The sequence below is a fragment of the Kineosporia corallincola genome, assembly GCF_018499875.1.
Taxonomy (GTDB): domain Bacteria; phylum Actinomycetota; class Actinomycetes; order Actinomycetales; family Kineosporiaceae; genus Kineosporia; species Kineosporia corallincola.
Genome location: NZ_JAHBAY010000006.1, coordinates 435,100 through 452,435, shown reverse-complemented (window position 1 = coordinate 452,435; position 17,336 = coordinate 435,100). Strand labels below are relative to the sequence as shown.

General features: G+C 71.2%; 15 protein-coding genes. 11 read left to right on the top strand and 4 right to left on the bottom strand.

Going from position 1 to position 17,336, the window contains the following annotated elements:
• From galU to KIH74_RS36480, 6 genes are all read left to right on the top strand, one after another.
• Entirely contained in the window at positions 1-957 is a 957-nt protein-coding gene (gene galU / locus KIH74_RS17190; RefSeq protein WP_214156962.1) for a UTP--glucose-1-phosphate uridylyltransferase GalU, read from the top strand.
• Positions 957-2,177, top strand: coding sequence for a molybdotransferase-like divisome protein Glp (gene glp, locus KIH74_RS17185; RefSeq protein WP_214156961.1), 1,221 nt, complete (start codon positions 957-959; stop codon positions 2,175-2,177). The genes galU and glp overlap by 1 nt, the downstream gene beginning before the upstream one ends.
• 55 nt (positions 2,178-2,232) lie before the next feature.
• On the top strand, positions 2,233-2,661 hold the full coding sequence (gene moaC / locus KIH74_RS17180; protein WP_214157035.1) for a cyclic pyranopterin monophosphate synthase MoaC: 429 nt from the start codon (positions 2,233-2,235) through the stop codon (positions 2,659-2,661).
• Positions 2,654-3,139: a MogA/MoaB family molybdenum cofactor biosynthesis protein gene (locus KIH74_RS17175; protein ID WP_214156960.1), complete on the top strand. Its 486-nt coding sequence runs from the start codon at positions 2,654-2,656 to the stop codon at positions 3,137-3,139. The genes moaC and KIH74_RS17175 overlap by 8 nt, the downstream gene beginning before the upstream one ends.
• The gene (locus KIH74_RS17170) at positions 3,136-3,795 is read left to right on the top strand and encodes a GNAT family N-acetyltransferase (RefSeq protein ID WP_308113845.1); all 660 of its coding nucleotides are present in this window, start codon (positions 3,136-3,138) and stop codon (positions 3,793-3,795) included. Before KIH74_RS17175 ends, KIH74_RS17170 begins: the two co-directional genes overlap by 4 nt.
• Positions 3,796-3,880: 85 nt before the next feature.
• A complete protein-coding gene (locus KIH74_RS36480; protein ID WP_246572494.1) occupies positions 3,881-5,905 on the top strand; it encodes a SepX/GlpR family protein in 2,025 nt (674 codons plus the stop codon).
• A gap of 76 nt (positions 5,906-5,981) precedes the next feature.
• Here the strand turns inward: KIH74_RS36480 and KIH74_RS17160 are convergent, their stop codons facing one another.
• Positions 5,982-6,611, bottom strand: coding sequence for a helix-turn-helix domain-containing protein (locus tag KIH74_RS17160; RefSeq protein WP_214156959.1), 630 nt, complete (start codon positions 6,609-6,611; stop codon positions 5,982-5,984).
• Between the two features lie 306 nt (positions 6,612-6,917).
• Between KIH74_RS17160 and KIH74_RS17155 the strand changes: the two genes are divergently transcribed.
• From KIH74_RS17155 to KIH74_RS17145, 3 genes are read left to right on the top strand one after another with little or no spacing between them, the layout of a single operon-like run.
• A complete protein-coding gene (locus KIH74_RS17155; protein ID WP_214156958.1) occupies positions 6,918-8,528 on the top strand; it encodes a DUF4331 domain-containing protein in 1,611 nt (536 codons plus the stop codon).
• 2 nt (positions 8,529-8,530) lie between these two features.
• Complete coding sequence (locus tag KIH74_RS17150; protein WP_214156957.1) at positions 8,531-9,853, top strand: tetratricopeptide repeat protein; 1,323 nt, start codon at positions 8,531-8,533, stop codon at positions 9,851-9,853.
• Positions 9,850-11,445, top strand: coding sequence for a nickel/cobalt transporter (locus tag KIH74_RS17145; protein WP_214156956.1), 1,596 nt, complete (start codon positions 9,850-9,852; stop codon positions 11,443-11,445). Before KIH74_RS17150 ends, KIH74_RS17145 begins: the two co-directional genes overlap by 4 nt.
• A 69-nt stretch (positions 11,446-11,514) precedes the next feature.
• Here KIH74_RS17145 and galT read toward each other — a convergent pair whose 3' ends face one another.
• The 3 genes from galT to KIH74_RS17130 form a co-directional block, all read right to left on the bottom strand.
• A complete protein-coding gene (gene galT / locus KIH74_RS17140) occupies positions 11,515-12,516 on the bottom strand; it encodes a galactose-1-phosphate uridylyltransferase (RefSeq protein WP_214156955.1) in 1,002 nt (333 codons plus the stop codon).
• Positions 12,513-12,656, bottom strand: a complete 144-nt coding sequence (locus KIH74_RS17135) for a hypothetical protein (protein WP_214156954.1) — start codon at positions 12,654-12,656, stop codon at positions 12,513-12,515. The genes galT and KIH74_RS17135 overlap by 4 nt, the downstream gene beginning before the upstream one ends.
• A 67-nt stretch (positions 12,657-12,723) precedes the next feature.
• Entirely contained in the window at positions 12,724-13,518 is a 795-nt protein-coding gene (locus KIH74_RS17130; protein ID WP_214156953.1) for a DeoR/GlpR family DNA-binding transcription regulator, read from the bottom strand.
• Between the two features lie 166 nt (positions 13,519-13,684).
• Between KIH74_RS17130 and galK the strand changes: the two genes are divergently transcribed.
• Together galK and KIH74_RS17120 are read left to right on the top strand one after the other, a co-directional pair.
• Positions 13,685-14,845, top strand: coding sequence for a galactokinase (gene galK, locus KIH74_RS17125; protein ID WP_214156952.1), 1,161 nt, complete (start codon positions 13,685-13,687; stop codon positions 14,843-14,845).
• 113 nt (positions 14,846-14,958) lie between these two features.
• Positions 14,959-17,277, top strand: a complete 2,319-nt coding sequence (locus KIH74_RS17120; RefSeq protein WP_214156951.1) for an AbfB domain-containing protein — start codon at positions 14,959-14,961, stop codon at positions 17,275-17,277.
• Positions 17,278-17,336: the final 59 nt, after the last annotated feature.

Below are 17,336 nucleotides of genomic sequence, written 5' to 3'. Positions count from 1 at the left end.
ATGACGGAACCGAGCATTCCCGCTGACCTCGCCTCACTCGGCGACGGGACCCCTGGGCCCGCCGTGGTGAAGGCGGTGATCCCGGCCGCCGGGCTGGGCACCCGATTCCTGCCGGTCACCAAGGCGACTCCCAAGGAGATGCTGCCGGTCGTCGACCGCCCGGCCATCCAGTACGTGGTCGAGGAGGCCGTCCGGGCCGGCCTGGGCGACGTGCTGATGATCACCGGCCGGGGCAAGCGCTCGCTGGAGGACCACTTCGACCGCGCCTGGGAACTGGAGGCCGCGCTCGAGGCCAAGGGCGACAAGGACCGGCTCGCCCAGATCCGGGAGTCGGCCGACCTGGCCGACATTCACTACACCCGGCAGGGCGACCCGCGTGGTCTCGGCCACGCCGTGCTCTGCGCCGCCCACCACGTCGGCGACGACGACCCGTTCGCCGTGCTGCTCGGTGACGACCTGATCGACGAACGCGACGAGCTGCTCTCCCGGATGATCGGCGTGCAGCGCCAGACCAAGGGCAGCGTCGTGGCCCTGATGGAGGTCGACCCCAGCCAGGTGCACCTGTACGGCTGCGCCGCGGTCGAGACCACCGGTGTGGACGACGTGGTGCGCGTGACCGGCATGGTCGAGAAGCCCGACCCGAAGGACGCCCCCTCCAACCTCGCGGTGATCGGCCGGTACGTGCTGCACCCGCAGGTCTTCGAGGTGTTGCGCGAGACCAAGCCGGGCCGTGGCAACGAGATCCAGCTCACCGATGCCCTCCAGGAACTGGCCCACAACCCGGACCAGCCCGGCGGCGGCGTGTACGGCGTCATCTTCAAGGGCCGTCGTTACGACACCGGTGACCGGCTCGACTATCTCAAGGCCGTGGTCCGCCTCGCCTCCGAGCGTGACGACCTGGGTCCCGAACTGCGCTCCTTCCTGCGCGAGTTCGTGGCCGAGCTGCCCGCCGAGTGATGCGCTCGGTCGACGAGCACCTCAGCGCCTGCCTGAGCGTGCTCACACCGCTTCCGGCAGTGGAGGTTCCGCTGCCGGAGGCGCTCGGCTGCGTTCTGGCCCGCGACGTCGTCTCGGCCATCGACATGCCGCGCTTCGACAACTCGTCGATGGACGGCTACGCGGTGCACGCCGACGAGGTCGCGTCCGCCACCGAGGGCACCCCGGTGACGCTGCCGGTGCTGGGCGACATCCCGGCCGGGCGCGGGGACGCGCTCGACCTGCCGCCCGGCGCCACCCTGCGGATCATGACCGGGGCGCCGATGCCGGCCGGGGCCGACTCGGTGGTGCAGGTGGAATGGACCGACGGTGGCACCGAACGGGTCCGCATCGTCCGGGCCTCGCGCCCGGGCCAGAACATCCGGCGCGCGGGTGAGGACGTCCGCAGCGGCGAGACCGTGCTGCGGGCGGGCACCCGGATGACGGCGCGGCAGATCACGCTCGCGGCGTCCGTGGGTGTCGACCGGCTGACCGTGCACCCACGCCCCCGGGTGACCGTTCTGCCCTCGGGGAGCGAACTCGTACCTCCCGGAAAACCCCTGGAGCCGGGGCAGATCCACGACTCCAACGGCTACGGGCTGGTGGCCGCGGTGACCGCGGCCGGCGCCGATGCGGTGCACGGCGGCATCATGACCGACACCCCGCACGACGTGACGGCGGCCCTGGAACGCGCCGCCGCGCAGTCCGACCTGGTGATCACCACCGGCGGGGTCAGCGCCGGGGCCTACGACACCGTCAAGGCCGTGCTGCGGGAACTCGGCACGATGGAGTTCGTGCAGGTCGCGATGCAGCCGGGCAAGCCGCAGGGCTTCGGCACCATCGGCCCGCGCGGCACACCGCTGTTCACCCTGCCCGGAAACCCGGTCAGCGCGCTGCTCTCGTTCGAGGTGTTCGTCGTCCCCGCTCTGCGCCGTCTGGCCGGGCTCCCCGATCGTGACCGGGTCACCGCCACCGCCACGGTCGTCGAGGGCTGGCGCTCGCCCGCGGGCCGGCGCCAGTTCGCCCGCTGCCTGCTCAACGTCACCGCGGGCGGCCCCACCGTGAAGCCCGTCGGAGGGCAGGGATCCCACCTGGTGGCCGACCTGGCCGGGGCGAACTGCCTGGTCATCGTGCCGGAAGAGGTCACCCAGGTGAGCGAGGGTGACGAACTGCCCTACATCGTGCTGGAATCTGGCTCATGATGTGCCGGTGAACCCGCAACACCTGACCCATGTCGACAGCACCGGCGCCGCCCGGATGGTCGACGTCTCGGCCAAGCAGATCACGGCCCGGGAGGCGACGGCCCAGGGCGTCGTGATCTGCTCACCGGCCGTGATCGAACTGCTGCGCGGCGAGGGCGTGCCGAAGGGCGATGCGCTCGCCGTCGCACGGATCGCCGGGATCCAGGCGGCCAAGCGCACACCCGACCTGGTGCCGCTGGCCCACCCGATCGCCGTCCATGGTGTGAAAGTGGACCTGGACGTGCAGGACCACGGGGTCGAGATCACCGCGACGGTGCGCACGGCCGACCGCACCGGGATCGAGATGGAGGCCCTGACCTGCGTGGCGGTGGCCGGCCTGGCCCTGGTCGACATGATCAAGGCGGTGGACCGGCTGGCCGAGATCAGCCGGGTGCGGGTGGTGGCCAAGAGCGGCGGACGTTCCGGAAACTGGCGTCGTGACTGAGTCCCGCCGCGCTCTCGTCGTCACCGCCTCGAACCGGGCCGCGGCCGGGGTCTACCCCGACACCGGTGGCCCGGTGCTCGTCGAGGGCCTGCGTGAGCTGGGCTTCTCCGTCGACGGGCCGGTCGTGGTGCCCGACGGCGACCCGGTCGGCGAGGCGCTGCGGGGAGCGGTGCGGGACGGGTACGACGTCGTCCTCACCACCGGTGGCACCGGTCTCTCGCCCACCGACCGCACTCCCGAGCAGACCCGTCCGCTTCTGGACGTCGAGGTGCCCGGCCTCGCCCAGGCCATCCGTTCTCACGGCGCCGCGAAGGGCGTGCCCACCGCGGTGCTGTCACGTGGTCTGGCCGGGGTCGCGGGGCGCACCCTGATCGTGAACCTGCCCGGTTCCAAGGGCGGCTGCCGCGACGGGATGGCCGTGCTCGATGATGTCCTCGTGCATGCAGTCGACCAGATCAACGGCGGCGATCACCGGTGAGCGAGCTCGGGGCCGGGATCGGCTGGCCGATCGAGCTGTCCGACGGCCTGATCACCCTGCGTCCCCTGCACCGGCGGGACGCCAAGTCGTGGAACGCCGTGCGGTCGGCCAACGCCGACTGGCTCGCCCCCTGGGAGGCGACGCATCCCGAGGGCGGCGGCCGGCCCCTGACCTTCGGCGCCATGGTGCGCAGCTTCGACCGGGAGGCCCGGGCCGGGCGGATGATCCCGCTCGCGGTGCAGTTGCACGACCGGCTTGTCGGGCAGGTCAGCGTCAGCGGCATCGTCTGGGGCTCGCTGCGCTCGGGTCAGATCGGCTACTGGGTCGATCACAACGTGGCAGGTCAGGGCATCACTCCCACCGCCGTCGCGATGATGGTCGACCACTGCCTGTTCAACCTGGGCATGCACCGGCTCGAGGTGAACATCCGCCCGGAGAACACCGCCAGCCTGCGGGTGGTGGAGAAGCTGGGATTCCGCGCGGAGGGCATCCGCCGGCGTTTCCTGCACATCGACGGGGCCTGGCGCGATCACGCGAGTTTCGCGATCACCCCGGAAGACGTGCCCGGTGGCATGCTGACCAGGTGGCGGCGGTCACAGCGGGTTCTGGCGGCACGCGAGCACGAGCAACACACCCGGTGGTCTGAACAGACATAGGGTGAATCCTTAGCGTTGCCTGAACGCTGACGACACACCGCAGGCATTACGTGATCATTGGGGCGCGGCAACGTAGCGTTTTGGCGTGCAGCCCAGCAGCCTCGTGCTCCTCGCCATTGTCGCGGTGTGGGCTGCCTACCTGGTGCCGCACTGGGTGCGGCGTCGTGACGAACTGTCACAATCGCGCACGCCCGACCGGTTCTCCGGCGGCCTGCGGGTGCTGAAGCGCCGTGAGCGCCGGGGCTCGTCCGGCCGCTCCGGCGACCCCCTGCTCACGTCGCCGCGAGTGATCGTGGACACCGACGGCGAACTGCTCTACATCCCCGCCGACCGGCTGCTGTCGGAACGTCTGGCCGGCTCCTCGCTCAGCCTGCCACAGAGTGCGCGTCCCGGCGAGTTGCTCGACGAGTCCCGAACCCGAACCGGGGACGACGCGGAGCCCGGCGATTCCCGGCGCCGCTCCCGGAAGCCCAGTCTGGACGCGGTTTTCGAGACGGCGCCCGGTGAGGACGAGGCGCTGACCTTCATTGCCACGCGGGGACGCCGCGGGGGCGGGGTTTTCGAGGGTCCTGCGGCTTCGCGGGGCGAGAAGTATTCTGGGCAGCGGGATTCCGGTGAGGCTGATCCCGGGATTGATTCCAGTGGTGCGGGGCCGGACGCCGACGGCTCCGGGGCGCAGGGCAGTGCGGGGGCCGAAGCTTCCGGAGCCGGCGACCTGGCGGACATCGAAGCCGGCCTGCTGGCCGGGTTCGGGCTGTCCGGATCCGTGCCGGTGCTGGGGGAACCGCCGGTGGTCGAGGTTGTGCCGTTGGTCGAGGTGCCGGTGGTCGAGGTGCCGGTGGTCGAGGTGCCGGTGGTCGAGGTGCCGGTGGTCGAGGTGCCGGTGGTCGAGGTCACCGAGCCTCCGGCCGGGCCACTCGCTCACCCCGTCCAGCCTGCCGCCCAGCTCACGGCTGGGCCTCCGGCTCACCCAGCTGAGCCGCCCGCTCCTCCTGCCGAACCTGCCGCCCAGCTCACTGCCGAGCCTCCGGCTCATCCCCTTGAGACTCCCGCTCAGCTCACCGCCGGGCCTTCGGCCCAGTTCGCCGAACTTCTGGCTCAGCCCGCCGAGCCCTCGTCCCGGCCTGCCGAGCCTCCGGCCCAGTCCGTCGAGCCTCCGGCCCAGTCCGTCGAGCCTCTGGCTCAGCCCGCCGAGCCGGCCCCGCCCGCCGAGCCGGCGCGGCCGCGGGCCGAGGTGCCGGTCTCGGATCCGGAGGCCGAGGACGAGGAGCCAGCCTGGACAGTCGGGCCGCCGCCCGCCCGGGTGACCGTGCCGGTGACCACTTCGGCGCCGATCTCCGAGGCGACGGAGACGGCGCGGGAGTCCTTCCAGGAAGTGACCGGGCAGGACGTCGAGGTGCAGCAGGACGATCCGGCTGCCGGGTACGTCACCACGCACGCCGATCTGGACGCGGCCCGGCTGAACGCGCGGGTCGCGGCGCGGCGGCGGGCCCGCACGATGACGGTGCTGCTGGTCACGACCGCGGTCACCTGGGTCTTCGCGTTCACCGGCACGCTGGCCGTTTTCGTGCCGATCGCCGTGACGCTGCTGCTGTCGGCCAATGCGGTCGCCTCACGTACCGCCGCGGTCCGCAGCCGGGAGAGCCTGACCATGCTCGCCGCCCACCTGTACGCCGCCGAGAAGGCCCGCGAGCACGCGGAGAACCGCCGCCGTCAGGCCGCCGTGCGCGCGGCCCGGGCGGCGGCCGAGGCCGAGGCGTCCCGGCAGACCCCGGAGCGGGCCGAACGGGCGCGGCGCCGGGCGGCCGCCGTCAATGCCGAGACCTGGGAACCGATTCCGGTTCCGTTGCCGACCTACCAGCTCAAGCCCGCCGTGCACCGGCCCCTGCCGCCTCCGGTCGAGACACCGCGGGAGACGGCAGCCCGCGAGACGGCAGCCCGCGAGACGGCAGCCCGCGAGACGGCAGCCCGCGAGACGGCAGGCCGGGAGACACAGCAGGCGGGGGAGCAGCAGACCTCGCGGGGTGCGATGCCGCGCCGGGCGGCCGATATCGAGCGGATCCTCAAGCTGGACCAGGAGACCGGCCGGCCCCGCGCGGTCAACGAGTAGCGCGGCGCCGGAACGGCCTACGGAGCTCAGGAAACCGGCCTGCGGGGCTCGGGAGTCCGGCCTGCGGGGCTCAGGCTCAGGAGTCCAGGCTCACCCACAGGGCCTGGGCCGGCTCCTCGCCGCGGTTCACGATGCGGTGCGGCCTGGACGACTGGTAGGCGATCGAGTCGCCGGGATGCAGCACGTGCATCTCGCCGTCCAGCTCGACCGTGAGCTCGCCGGAGATCAGCACGCCCACCTGTCGGCCGTCGGCCAGCTCCGGCGTCTGTGCACTGGTGCCGCCCGGAACGTACTGCCGCACGGCCAACTCCACGCCGGCCCGGGGGTCGCGGTAGGCGATGCGATGCACCCCGCCGGTGCCGGTGGTGGCGGTGATCTGCTCCTCGGCGCGGGTCACGGGAGAGCGGTCCACCTCCTCGCCGGGCCCGAACAGGTCGGACATGTGCACCCCCAGCGCGGTCGAGACCGACACCAGTGTGCCCACCGAGGCGCTGGCCAGTCCGCGTTCGACCATGCTGAGCATCGACACGCTGACCCCGGTGCGGTCGGCGAGGGACTTCAGGGTCAGATTCTGCTGTTTGCGCAGCATCCGGACCCGGGCCCCCATCATCCGGATCGTGCGCTCGGCCTCGAAGGCTGCCGCCGGTCTGGTCGCCGGCAGGGCGCTGACCGATCTGACCGCTCCGGGTGCCCCCGTGTCCGCCATAGGTGCCGTCCCATTCGTCGTGAGGGAGTTAAAACCGGAAGATGTGGCTGGAACGACAGGGATCGTGCCACATCTGTCCTGTTTGCGGTGCCCTCCTGGTGGACGACACGTGGATTCGGCCAACAAGGTGTACGTTGCGTGACGACAGGCTACGTTCCGCCATCGGTTGGTCCGAATTCGGGCCACGTTGCGGTATTTGGCATGGGGGAGTCGCGGCGCCGCCTGACCGGCCGCCCGCGACGGATCGACGGGGAATCAGACATGGCACATCAGCGAGACTCATCCGCTGGCAGACCGATTCGACAGATGATCGGCCGACTGGCCGTGGTCGGGGTGGCCGCGAGCAGCGCCCTGGCCGTAGGGGCGGGGCCGGCCTCGGCCTCCAGTCACCGGGAGGCCCCGCTCACAGCGGGTGACCCGAAGGTGGACAACACCGACGTGTACGCCTTCACCAGCCCGGACAAGTCCGACACCGTCACCCTGATCGGGACCTGGATCCCGTTCGAGGAGCCCAACGGCGGCCCGAACTTCTACGCCTTCCAGGACGGTGCGCACTACGACCTCAACATCGACAACGACGGCGACGCGGTCGCCGACCTGACCTACCGGTGGACCTTCACCACCGACGACAAGCGCGGCACCGACACGTTCCTCTACGCCAACGGCCCGGTGACCTCGCTGGACGACGAGAACCTGCTGTTCCGCCAGACCTACACGCTCCAGAAGATCGTGGACGGCGACGAGGCCGGCGCCACCACGATCGCCGAGGGCACGGCCGCCCCCTCGAACGTCGGCAACGCCACCATGCCGAACTACGGCAAGCTCCGCACCGCCTCGTTCGAGTCGGTGGAGGGCGGCGGACGTACCTTCGCCGGGCAGTCCGACGACCCGTTCTTCCTCGACCTGCGGGTGTTCGACCTGCTGTACGGCGGCAACCTGAAGAAGGTCGGCACCGACACCCTGGCCGGGTACAACGTGAATGCCATCGCGCTCCAGGTGCCCAAGGCCGATCTGGCCATCAACCAGGACGCGACGAAGAACCCGGTGATCGGGATCTGGAGCAGCACCGAGAAGCAGACCCTGACCCTGGAGCCCGGAAAGGCCACCCCCAGCGGCAACTACGTGCAGGTGTCGCGCCTGGGCAATCCGCTGGTCAACGAGGTGGTCGTGCCGGCCGGGCTGAAGGACGCCTTCAACTCGATCAAGCCGGAGACCGACCACACCGTGACGCCGGTGGTGGAGAAGGTCCTCGACCCGGAGCTGCCGCACCTGCTGAACGCGGTCTACGGGCTCGACGTGCCGACCACCCCGCGCAACGACCTGGTCGAGATCTATCTGACCGGGATCGCGAAGAACGCGCCCACGCTGGACAACTCGACGGCGCCGATCCAGGCCGACCTGAACTCGCAGGTGCTCAACGCCGACGCGGACGCCACCCGCTTCGTGCCCTCGGAGATGCTGCGCCTGAACCTGGGCGTGCCGGTGGCCAAGAAGCCGAACCGGCTCGGCGTGATCGGTGGTGACCTCCAGGGCTTCCCGAACGGCCGCCGGCTCACCGACGACGTCATCGACATCTCGCTCCAGGCGGTGGCCGGTGCCGCGCAGTCGGGCAAGATCGTGGCGCCGCTGAAGAGCGGTGACAAGGTGGACGCCAACGGGCAGAAGTTCGGCAAGATCTTCCCCTACCTGCCGCTGCCGAACACCTCGATGGCCAGCAGCTGGAAGGCGAAGCAGGCCCAGGCCCAGACCCAGTCGGTCACCGCCCCGGTGGCCCCGTCGACCACCGGCGGTGGCCCGTCGTTCCCGTCCGGCCTGCTGCCCGGTCTCGGCGCTCTCCTGGTCAGCGCCGGCGCCGTGGTGCTGGTGCGGGGCCGCCGGCTGCGCCCGGGTGCCGCCACGCAGCCGCAGCCGGTCTGAGGGTGACGGACCGGCCCTCCGCACGGGTCGCCGCACTGGCCGCCGTGGTCGCCGGGAGTCTTCTCCTGGCGGCCACGGCGGTGGTCGTGGTGCTGCGCGGTCCCGAGCGGCAGGAGCGGCCGGAACCGGCCGAACGTGCCGCCCGGACAGGCACTGTCGCGGAGACGATCACCGCCACCCAGGCGCACCTGCGGGAGTTCCCGGAGGACGCCGCGGGCTGGGCGACGCTGGGATCGGCGTACGTGCAGCAGGCCCGGATCAGTGGTGATCCCACGCTCTACCCCCGGGCCGAGGGAGCGCTGCGCAGGTCACTGGAGCAGCGGCCGGAGGGCAACGCCGACGCCATGACCGGGATGGGCGCCCTGGCCAACGCCCGGCACGAGTTCGCCGAGGCACTGGAGTGGGCTCGCCGGGCGCAGCGGGCCGACCCCTACGACGCCACCGCCCTGGGGGTGCAGGACGACGCGCTGACCCAGCTGGGCGACTACCCGGGGGCCCGGCGGGCGGCCCAGCGGATGCTCGACCTGGCGCCCGGTGTGGCGTCTTTCGCCCGGGCCTCGTACCACTTCGAGCAGACCGGTGACGTCGCCGCCGCCCGGACCGCCCTCGACCGAGCCCTGGCCGAGGCCGTCCAGCCCTCCGACATCGCCTTCTGCCGGCTGTATCTCGGCGAGCTGGCGTTCGGGCAGGGCGATCCGCGGGAGGCGCTGGAGCAGTACCGCCGGGGGCTGGAGGCCGAGCCGGACGGTCCGGCGCTGCTGGCCGGCCGGGCGAGGGCTCGCGCCGCCACCGGCGACACCGTCGGTGCGGAACGGGATTACGCGGACGTGGTGGCTCGGCTTCCGCTGGCACAGTATCTGCTGGAGTACGCCGAGCTGCTGGCGTCGACGGGCCGCACGGCCCAGGCCCGGCAGCAGCTCGCCCTGATCGACGCGGAGACCCGGCTCCAGCAGGCGAACGGGGTGGTGGACGACCTGGCCGTGGCCGTGGTGGCCGCCGACCACGGCCGGCCGGACGTGGCGGTGAAGCACGCCCGGGCCGAATGGTCGCGCCGGCACAGTGTTCTGGTGGCCGATGCCCTGGCCTGGGCCCTGCACCGGGCCGGGAGGAACCGGGAGGCGAAGGAGTTCGCGGTGCGGGCCGGGAAGCTGGGCTGGCGCAACGCGACCTTCAGCTATCACCGCGGCATGATCGAACTGGCCCTCGGTGACCGGGACGCGGCGCGTGAGCACCTGGAGCTGGCCCTGAGCATCAACCCGTACTTCTCCCTGCCCGGCGCCGCCGGGGCCCGGGCCGCGCTCGACACGTTGCGGGGTGCACGATGAAACGCCTGATCCTGATCGCGGTCCTGGTCGTGGGCGGGGTGCTGCTGGTGCCCGGACAGGCCACGGCGTCGGTGATGGCCCATCCGCTGGGCAATTTCACCGTGAACCACTACGACGGGCTGGTGCTGTCGCCCGGCCGGATCGACGACCTGGCGGTGGTGGACAGCGCGGAGATCCCGACGCTTCAGGACCGGACCGTGATCGACGCCGACCACGACGACGTGGTCTCGCCGCAGGAGCGGGCCCGGCACGCCACCGCGGCCTGCGCCGATCTGCGCGACCAGGTGCGGGCGTCGGCCGACGGCACGGCGCTGACGTTCGTGGTGGCCCGCAGCTCCTACGACTACTTCTACGGTGAGGCCGGTATGGGCACCGGCCGGCTGGAATGCCGCCTGAGCGCGGAACTTCCGGGCATCGGCGCGGGTAGCCGGGTGGAGTTCCGTAATCCGTACGGCACCGACCGGATCGGCTGGCGCGAGATCACCGCCACCACCGGCGACGGGGTGCACCTGAGCGCATCGTCGGTGCCCGCCCGCACGGTCAGCCAGGAACTCCGCCGCTACCCCGACGACCTGCTGAGTTCCCCGCTGTCGACCACCTCGGCCGTGCTCCGCGTGGAGCCCGGTGCGGGCCCCTCGGCGTCCTCCGCCGTTGATCTGCCGACCGTGGGCGTGCTCGGCCGGTGGGCGCAGGCGCTGTCCGGGCGCTTCGCCGAACTGGCCGGTGCCCGCGACCTGACGCCGGCCGTGGGCCTGCTCGCGGTGCTGCTGTCGGTGCTGCTGGGGGCCTCGCACGCAGCCCTCCCCGGACACGGAAAGACAGTCATAGCAGCGTATCTCGCTGGTCGTAGGGGAACCACCCGGGACGCCCTCACGGTCGGGCTGACCGTGACGGTGACCCACACCGCCGGGGTGATCGTGCTCGGCCTGCTGCTCAGCGCCGTGGCCACGCTGGCGGGAGAGACGGTGCTGGCCTGGCTGGGAGTGGCCAGCGGCTTGCTGATCGCCGGGGTCGGCGCGTGGTTGCTGGCTTCGGCGGTGCGGTTGCGGCGGGCGTCAATGACGGACGACGAGGAGCGGGTGATCGACCTCGACGAACCGCTGGTGCCCGCCGTCGTCCCCGCGGGGCAGGAGCACGGTCATGGGCACGGCCACGGCCACGGTCATGGACACGGTCATGGGCACGGTCATGGACACGGCCACGGAACCGGGCACGGTCACGGGCATTTCGGCCTCGGCGTCGTCCATGACCCGAATCGGTCGGCGCTGTCGCGGATGGCCCTGGTGGGGATGGGGATCGCGGGTGGGCTGGTGCCGAGCCCCTCGGCGCTGGTGGTGCTGCTGGGCGCGATCGGGCTGGGGCGCACCTGGTTCGGGATCCTGCTGGTGATCGGCTACGGCATCGGGATGGCCGGGCTGCTCACGGCAGTGGGGCTGGTGCTGGTGAAGGTGGCCGACCGGCTGCGCGAGGAGAGCCGGCTGGGCGGCCTGGCCGAGCACTGGCGGCGCTGGGCGCCCTGGGGCACGGCCACCCTGGTGCTGCTGGTGGGCCTGGCCCTGACGGTGCGGGCGGCCGAGCCTCTGCTGATGTGAAAAGCCTGATCTGAAAAGCCTGGTGTGGCACGGGGACCGGGGAGGGGACCGGCCCCCGCGCCACTCACCTCAGGACTGCGGGATCTTCTCCCGCAGGGTCGCCGCGGTGACCTCGGGCGCGATGTCGGTGGAGTAGGCGCCGCCCATCTGCTCGGTGCCGGCGATGTACTTCAGCTTGGTCTCGCTCCGGTTCGGGGGCGAGATCAGCAGGTGCAGGTGAGAGATGTCGTCCCAGCTGCCGTCCCAGCCGGCCACGGCCGGGTCGCCGTTCACCGGCGAGGAGAAGATGCCCAGCACGTAGGGCAGGGGGAAGCCGAAAAGATCGTCCAGGCCGGTGAACACGCGGTGCAGCACGTGCGCCAGGTCGGTGCGGGCCTCGTCGGCGACCGCGACCATCGACGGCGTGTGCTGCTTCGGCGAGATCCGCACCTCGTAGGGGTAGCGCGCCCAGAACGGCACGTGGGCGATGAAGTACTCGCCCTCGGCCACGATCCGGCGGCCGTCCTCGATCTCGGCGGCGACCACGTCACACTCCACGCAGCGACCGGTGCGCTGACGATAGGCCGCGGCCGTTTTCAGCTTTCGCAGCGGGCGCGCCGGAATGTCGTCGTAGGCGTAGATCTGGCCGTGCGGGTGGTGCAGGGTGACGCCGATCGCCTCACCGCGGTTCTCGAAAGGCAGCACGTACTGGTGGCCTTCGGATCCGAGCACCTGGTACTGGTCGGCCCAGACGTCGATCAGCAGGCGGATCCGCTCCGGCCCGAGCTTCGCCAGCGTGGCGTTGTGGTCGGAGGAGTACGAGATCACCTCGCAGCGACCGCTGGCCGGTTCCACCTGGTACAGCTCGGTGCCCTCGATGTCGGGCTCCGGCGGGGTGGGGCTGAGCGCCGGGAACCGGTTGTCGAACACCGCGATCTGCACGTCGGTGCGCCGGATCTCGCCGTCCCACTCGTTGTTCGGGTCGGGGCACAGCGGGCAGGCGTCGGCCGGCGGCAGGAAGGTGCGGTTCTGCCGGTGCGTGGCGAAGGTGATCCACTCGCCACTGGTGGGGTCGAAACGGCGCTCGCTCACTGGTCCTCGTCCTCCTTCGGGGAGGTTTCGGCGTCAGCGGACGTCGCGGATCCGGCGGGCGCACTGTAGTAGTACGTGATCCGCCTTCCGTCGTCCATGGTCGTCACGTCGCGGATCATTGCCACGAGAACCTCGCTCATATGCTGTCAAGTCTCGAACATAATCTGGCACGTTCGATCGGAAACTGACAAGACGACGACCAGGTGGTCACGCCTCGTCCTCGTCCGCGCACTCCGCGACGTGCACCTCCACCCCGCTGTCGCGGAACTGCCCGATCACCTCGCCCGGTGTGCGGTCACTCGTCACCAGGTGGGCGATCTGGTCGGCCGGCACGGTCTGGGCCATCGTCTCCTGGCCGATCTTGGTGTGGTCGGCGAGCACCACGATCTCCTCGCCCGCCGCCGCCATCGCCCGGTCCATGCCCGCCACCACCAGGTTCGGCGTGGACAGCCCGCGCTCGGCGGTGAGCCCGTTGCCGGACATGAACACCCGGCGCACCCGCATCGTCGCCAGTGCCTGCTCGGCCACCGAGCCGACCAGGGCGAAGATCGGCGCGCGCAGGGTGCCGCCGGTCATCACCACCTCCACCCCGCGAGACACCTTGGCCCCGGCCAGTTCCTGTGCCACCAGCACCGAGTTGGTCATCACGGTGAGCTCGCGGAAGCCGGTCAGGTGCCGGGCGAAGGCCTGGGTGGTGGTGCCGGCGCCCACACAGATCGCGTCGCCCTCCTCCACCAGGCCCGCGGCCAGTGCCCCGATCGCCACCTTCTCCCGGGCCGCCACCACCGACTTCTCCGAGTAGGTCGGCTCGTGGCTGAGCCCGCCGGTGGACACGGCGCCGCCGTGCCGCCGGTCCAGCAGCCCCTGCGACTCCAGCAGGCGCAGGTCGCGGCGCACGGTCACCTCGGAGCTGCGCACCACCCGGGCCAGCTCCCGCAGGGAGACCGCGCCGTTGGAGCGGACCAGCCCGAGGATCTTCTGACGGCGCTCGTCGGCGAACATCCGGTGAGGATAGACCGACGCGTCAGGCCAGGTGATCGAAAACGATCAGAACCTGCCTCGACCCGATCAGAGGGACGTCATACTCTGGGCTATCCCAGAATCGTGGGTCACGATGTGGCCCCGAGCAGAACGTGCCGCCAGCGGCACCCGTCGTCGAGGGCGAGACGTGACCCAGAACAGCGCAGTGGACCCGGTCGAGGCCGTCACCTCGGCCTTCGCCGATCTCTACGGGGCTGCCCCGGCCGGGGTCTGGTCGTCGCCGGGCCGGGTCAACCTGATCGGTGAGCACACCGACTACAACAACGGCTTCGTCATGCCGCTCGCGATCCCCGACCGGGTGACCGTGGCGGCCACGAAGACCGACGGCCGGGTGCTGCGGGTGGCCTCCGCCCAGCAGACCGAGCAGGTGCAGATCGACCTGGACAAGCTGGAGCCGGGCTCGGTGGAGGGCTGGGGCGGCTACGTCGCCGGCGTCGCCTGGGCCCTGGCCGCCAAGGGCGCGAGCGTGCCGGGTGCCGACCTGTACCTGGACGGCCGGGTGCCGCTCGGCGCCGGGCTGTCGTCGTCGGCCGCGCTGGAGTGTGCCGTCGCCGTGGCCCTGGTCGAGCTGGCCGGGCTGACCGAGCCGCAGGGCCTGCCCCTGGCCCAGGTCGCGCAGTACGCCGAGAACGAGTACGTGGGTGCTAAAACCGGGCTGATGGACCAGGCCGCGTCGATCCTCTGCACCGAGGGCCACGCGCTGCTGTTCGACGTGCTGAACCTCAGCACCCAGCAGGTCCCCTTCGACCTGGACGGCGCCGGGCTGGCCCTGATGGTCATGGACACCAAGGTGTCGCACAGTCACGCCGACGGTGAGTACAACGAGCGGCGCGAGTCCTGCGAGCGGGCCGCGGCCGCGCTCGGCGTGGACTCGCTGCGCCTGGCCACCGTGGCCGACCTGGACCGGCTGACCGACCCGCTGCTGCTCAAGCGCGCCCGGCACATCGTCACCGAGAACGACCGGGTGGTGGCCGCCGGCGAGGCGATGGGGCACGGCGACTGGGCCGCCTTCGGCCGGCTGATGGACGAGTCGCACACCTCGATGCGCGACGACTTCGAGATCACCTGCGCCGAGATCGACGTGACCGTGGAGGTCGCGCAGGCCAACGGCTCGGTCGGGGCCCGGATGACCGGCGGCGGCTTCGGCGGCTCGGCCATCGCCCTGGTGGCGAAGGAGCAGGTGGAGGCCGTGGGCGCGGCCGTGCTGGCGGCCTTCGCCGAGCGCGGCTGGAACGCCCCGGTGATCCGCACCATGCAGCCCTCCCGGGGTGCGGGCCGCGACCGCTGACCGGCCGCGACCCGAAGGGCACGATCTGACGGGCAGAAGGCACCTCGCCGATCGGGCAGGTGCCTTTTGCCCGTTTTACTGATGAGCTGACGCCCCCAGCGAAGGGAGCTCGCATGCGTCAGCGCCCGCCTGCCCTGAATCAGGCGATGGTCGTCATCCTGTCGGTACTCGGCCTTCTGGTGGTTGCCGGTCCGGCCCGGGCGGCCGGTCAGGCCGACTGGGAACCGAAGTCGGCCCCGATGACCACGCCGTGGACCGACCAGGTGCCCACCGAAAAGCCGCTGCCGGAGTACCCCCGTCCGCAGCTGACCCGCTCGCAGTGGCAGAACCTCAACGGGATCTGGGATTTCGAGGTCACCCCGAGCGACCGCACCACCCCGCCGGAGAGTTTCGGCGAGAAGATCCGGGTGCCGTTCGCGGCGGAGTCGGCGCTGTCCGGCATCCAGCGCAGGATCACCGGTGACGACAAGCTCTGGTACCAGCGCACGTTCACCGTGCCGGCGGGCTGGTCGAAGGACCGGGTGCAGCTCAACTTCGACGGCGTGGACTACCGCACCGACGTCTGGGTGAACGGCACGAAGGCCGGGGCCACCCACGACGGCGGCTACGACGCCTTCAGCTACGACATCACCGGCCTGCTCCGGGCCGGCGACAACACCCTCGTGGTGGGCGTGTGGGACCCGGGCAACGCGGGCACCCAGGCCGTGGGCAAGCAGGAGCTCCAGGGGGTACAGCCGGAGTCCGGGGGCGGGATCTTCTACACCTCGTCGTCGGGCATCTGGCAGACCGTCTGGCTGGAGCCGGTGAACGCCACACACGTGACCAAGGTCGACCTGACTCCCGACCTCTCGTCGTCCACCCTCAAGGTCAGGGTGGGGACGACGAAGAACGCCACCTCCGTGGTCACCGTCTCGACCGGGGGCACCAAGGTCGTCAGCGCGAGTGGTGCCGCCGGGCAGACGGTTTCGCTGAAGATCCCGAAACCCCACCTGTGGACGCCGGACGACCCGTTCCTCTACGACGTCAAGGTGGAGCTTCGCACCGGCCAGACCACGGTGGACACGGTCGGGTCGTACGCCGGGATGCGGTCGATCGCGGTGAAGCGGGTGGACGGGCAGCAGCGGCTCGTGCTGAACGGTGACTTCCTTTTCCAGTCGGGCACTCTCGACCAGGGCTACTGGCCGGACGGGATCTACACCGCCCCCACCGACCAGGCGCTGAGGTACGACCTGGAGCTGCTGAAGTCGACCGGCTTCAACATGGTGCGCAAGCACATCAAGGTGGAGCCGCAGCGCTGGTACTACTGGGCCGATCGGCTGGGCCTGCTGGTCTGGCAGGACATGCCCTCGATGCGTCCCGACCTCCAGCCCGACGCGGCCGCGAAGGCGCAGTGGGAGAAGGAGTTCAAGGCGATGATCGACCAGCACCGCAGCTCGCCGTCGGTGGTGCTGTGGGTCGCCCAGAACGAGGGCTGGGGTCAGCACGACCAGGCCGCGGTGGCGGACCTGGTCAAGGCCTACGACCCGACCCGGCTGGTCGACAACATGAGCGGCGTGAACTGTTGCGGCGCGGTCGACGGCGGCAACGGCGACGTGATCGACAACCACAACTACACCGGGCCCGGCATCGCCAGACCCACGGCCACCCGGGCCGGCGTGGTCGGTGAGTTCGGCGGGCTCGGGCTGAAGGTCGCCGGGCACGAGTGGTTCCCGGGCGGCGGGTTCAGCTACGAGGACCAGGGCACCGCGGAGAGACTGAACCGGCGGCTGATCGGCCTGTGGACGCAGATGACCACCTCCGGCGTGCCGAACGGGCTCTCCGCCTCGGTGTACACCGAGACCACGGACGTCGAGAACGAGGTCAACGGCCTGGCCACCTACGACCGGCAGGTGGTCAAGGTGGACGCGGCCCGGCTGAAGGAGGCCAACGAGAAGCTGATCGCGGCGCCCACCTCACCCGACGCGGTGACGATCGACCAGGGCCGGCACTCGCTGCGGGTCACCACCGAAGGCTACGACGACCGGTACGTCCGGCACCGGGAAGGCCTCGGCTACACCGAGGTGGTCACCGCCGCCAGTGACGAGCTGCTGAAGAACGACGCCACCTGGAACATTGTGCCCGGTCTGGCCGACAGCTCCTGCTACTCGCTGGAGTCCGTCAACTATCCGGGAACCTACCTGCGGCACCAGGCCTTCCGGGTGAAACAGCACGCCGACGACGGAACCGCGCTGTTCGCCGCCGACGCCACCTGGTGCGCCGAGGAGGGCGACGGAGGGGTGAAGCTCAGCTCCTGGAACTACCCGGGGCAGTACCTGCGGCACTACGCCGCGGAACTCTGGCTGGCCGTGCCGGGCGGCAACGCGGCCCGGGACGCCGACGCCTCGTTCGACGCCGACACCACCTGGTCGGTGGAGGCGCCCTGGGCGTCCTGACCTGATCCGCCCACACCTCACGTACCGTCACCGGTGCTGGGCCGATCGGGTGGGGCCTC

Excerpts from the sequence above, each read along its gene's own strand:
- moaC (WP_214157035.1), top strand. The coding sequence starts at position 2,233 with ATGGTCGACGTCTCGGCCAAGCAGATCACGGCCCGGGAGGCGACGGCC.
- KIH74_RS17155 (WP_214156958.1), top strand. The coding sequence starts at position 6,918 with ATGATCGGCCGACTGGCCGTGGTCGGGGTGGCCGCGAGCAGCGCCCTG.
- KIH74_RS17120 (WP_214156951.1), top strand. The coding sequence starts at position 14,959 with ATGCGTCAGCGCCCGCCTGCCCTGAATCAGGCGATGGTCGTCATCCTG.
- KIH74_RS17135 (WP_214156954.1), bottom strand. The coding sequence starts at position 12,656 with ATGAGCGAGGTTCTCGTGGCAATGATCCGCGACGTGACGACCATGGAC.
- galU (WP_214156962.1), top strand. The coding sequence starts at position 1 with ATGACGGAACCGAGCATTCCCGCTGACCTCGCCTCACTCGGCGACGGG.
- KIH74_RS17160 (WP_214156959.1), bottom strand. The coding sequence starts at position 6,611 with ATGGCGGACACGGGGGCACCCGGAGCGGTCAGATCGGTCAGCGCCCTG.
- KIH74_RS17145 (WP_214156956.1), top strand. The coding sequence starts at position 9,850 with ATGAAACGCCTGATCCTGATCGCGGTCCTGGTCGTGGGCGGGGTGCTG.
- KIH74_RS17130 (WP_214156953.1), bottom strand. The coding sequence starts at position 13,518 with ATGTTCGCCGACGAGCGCCGTCAGAAGATCCTCGGGCTGGTCCGCTCC.
- glp (WP_214156961.1), top strand. The coding sequence starts at position 957 with ATGCGCTCGGTCGACGAGCACCTCAGCGCCTGCCTGAGCGTGCTCACA.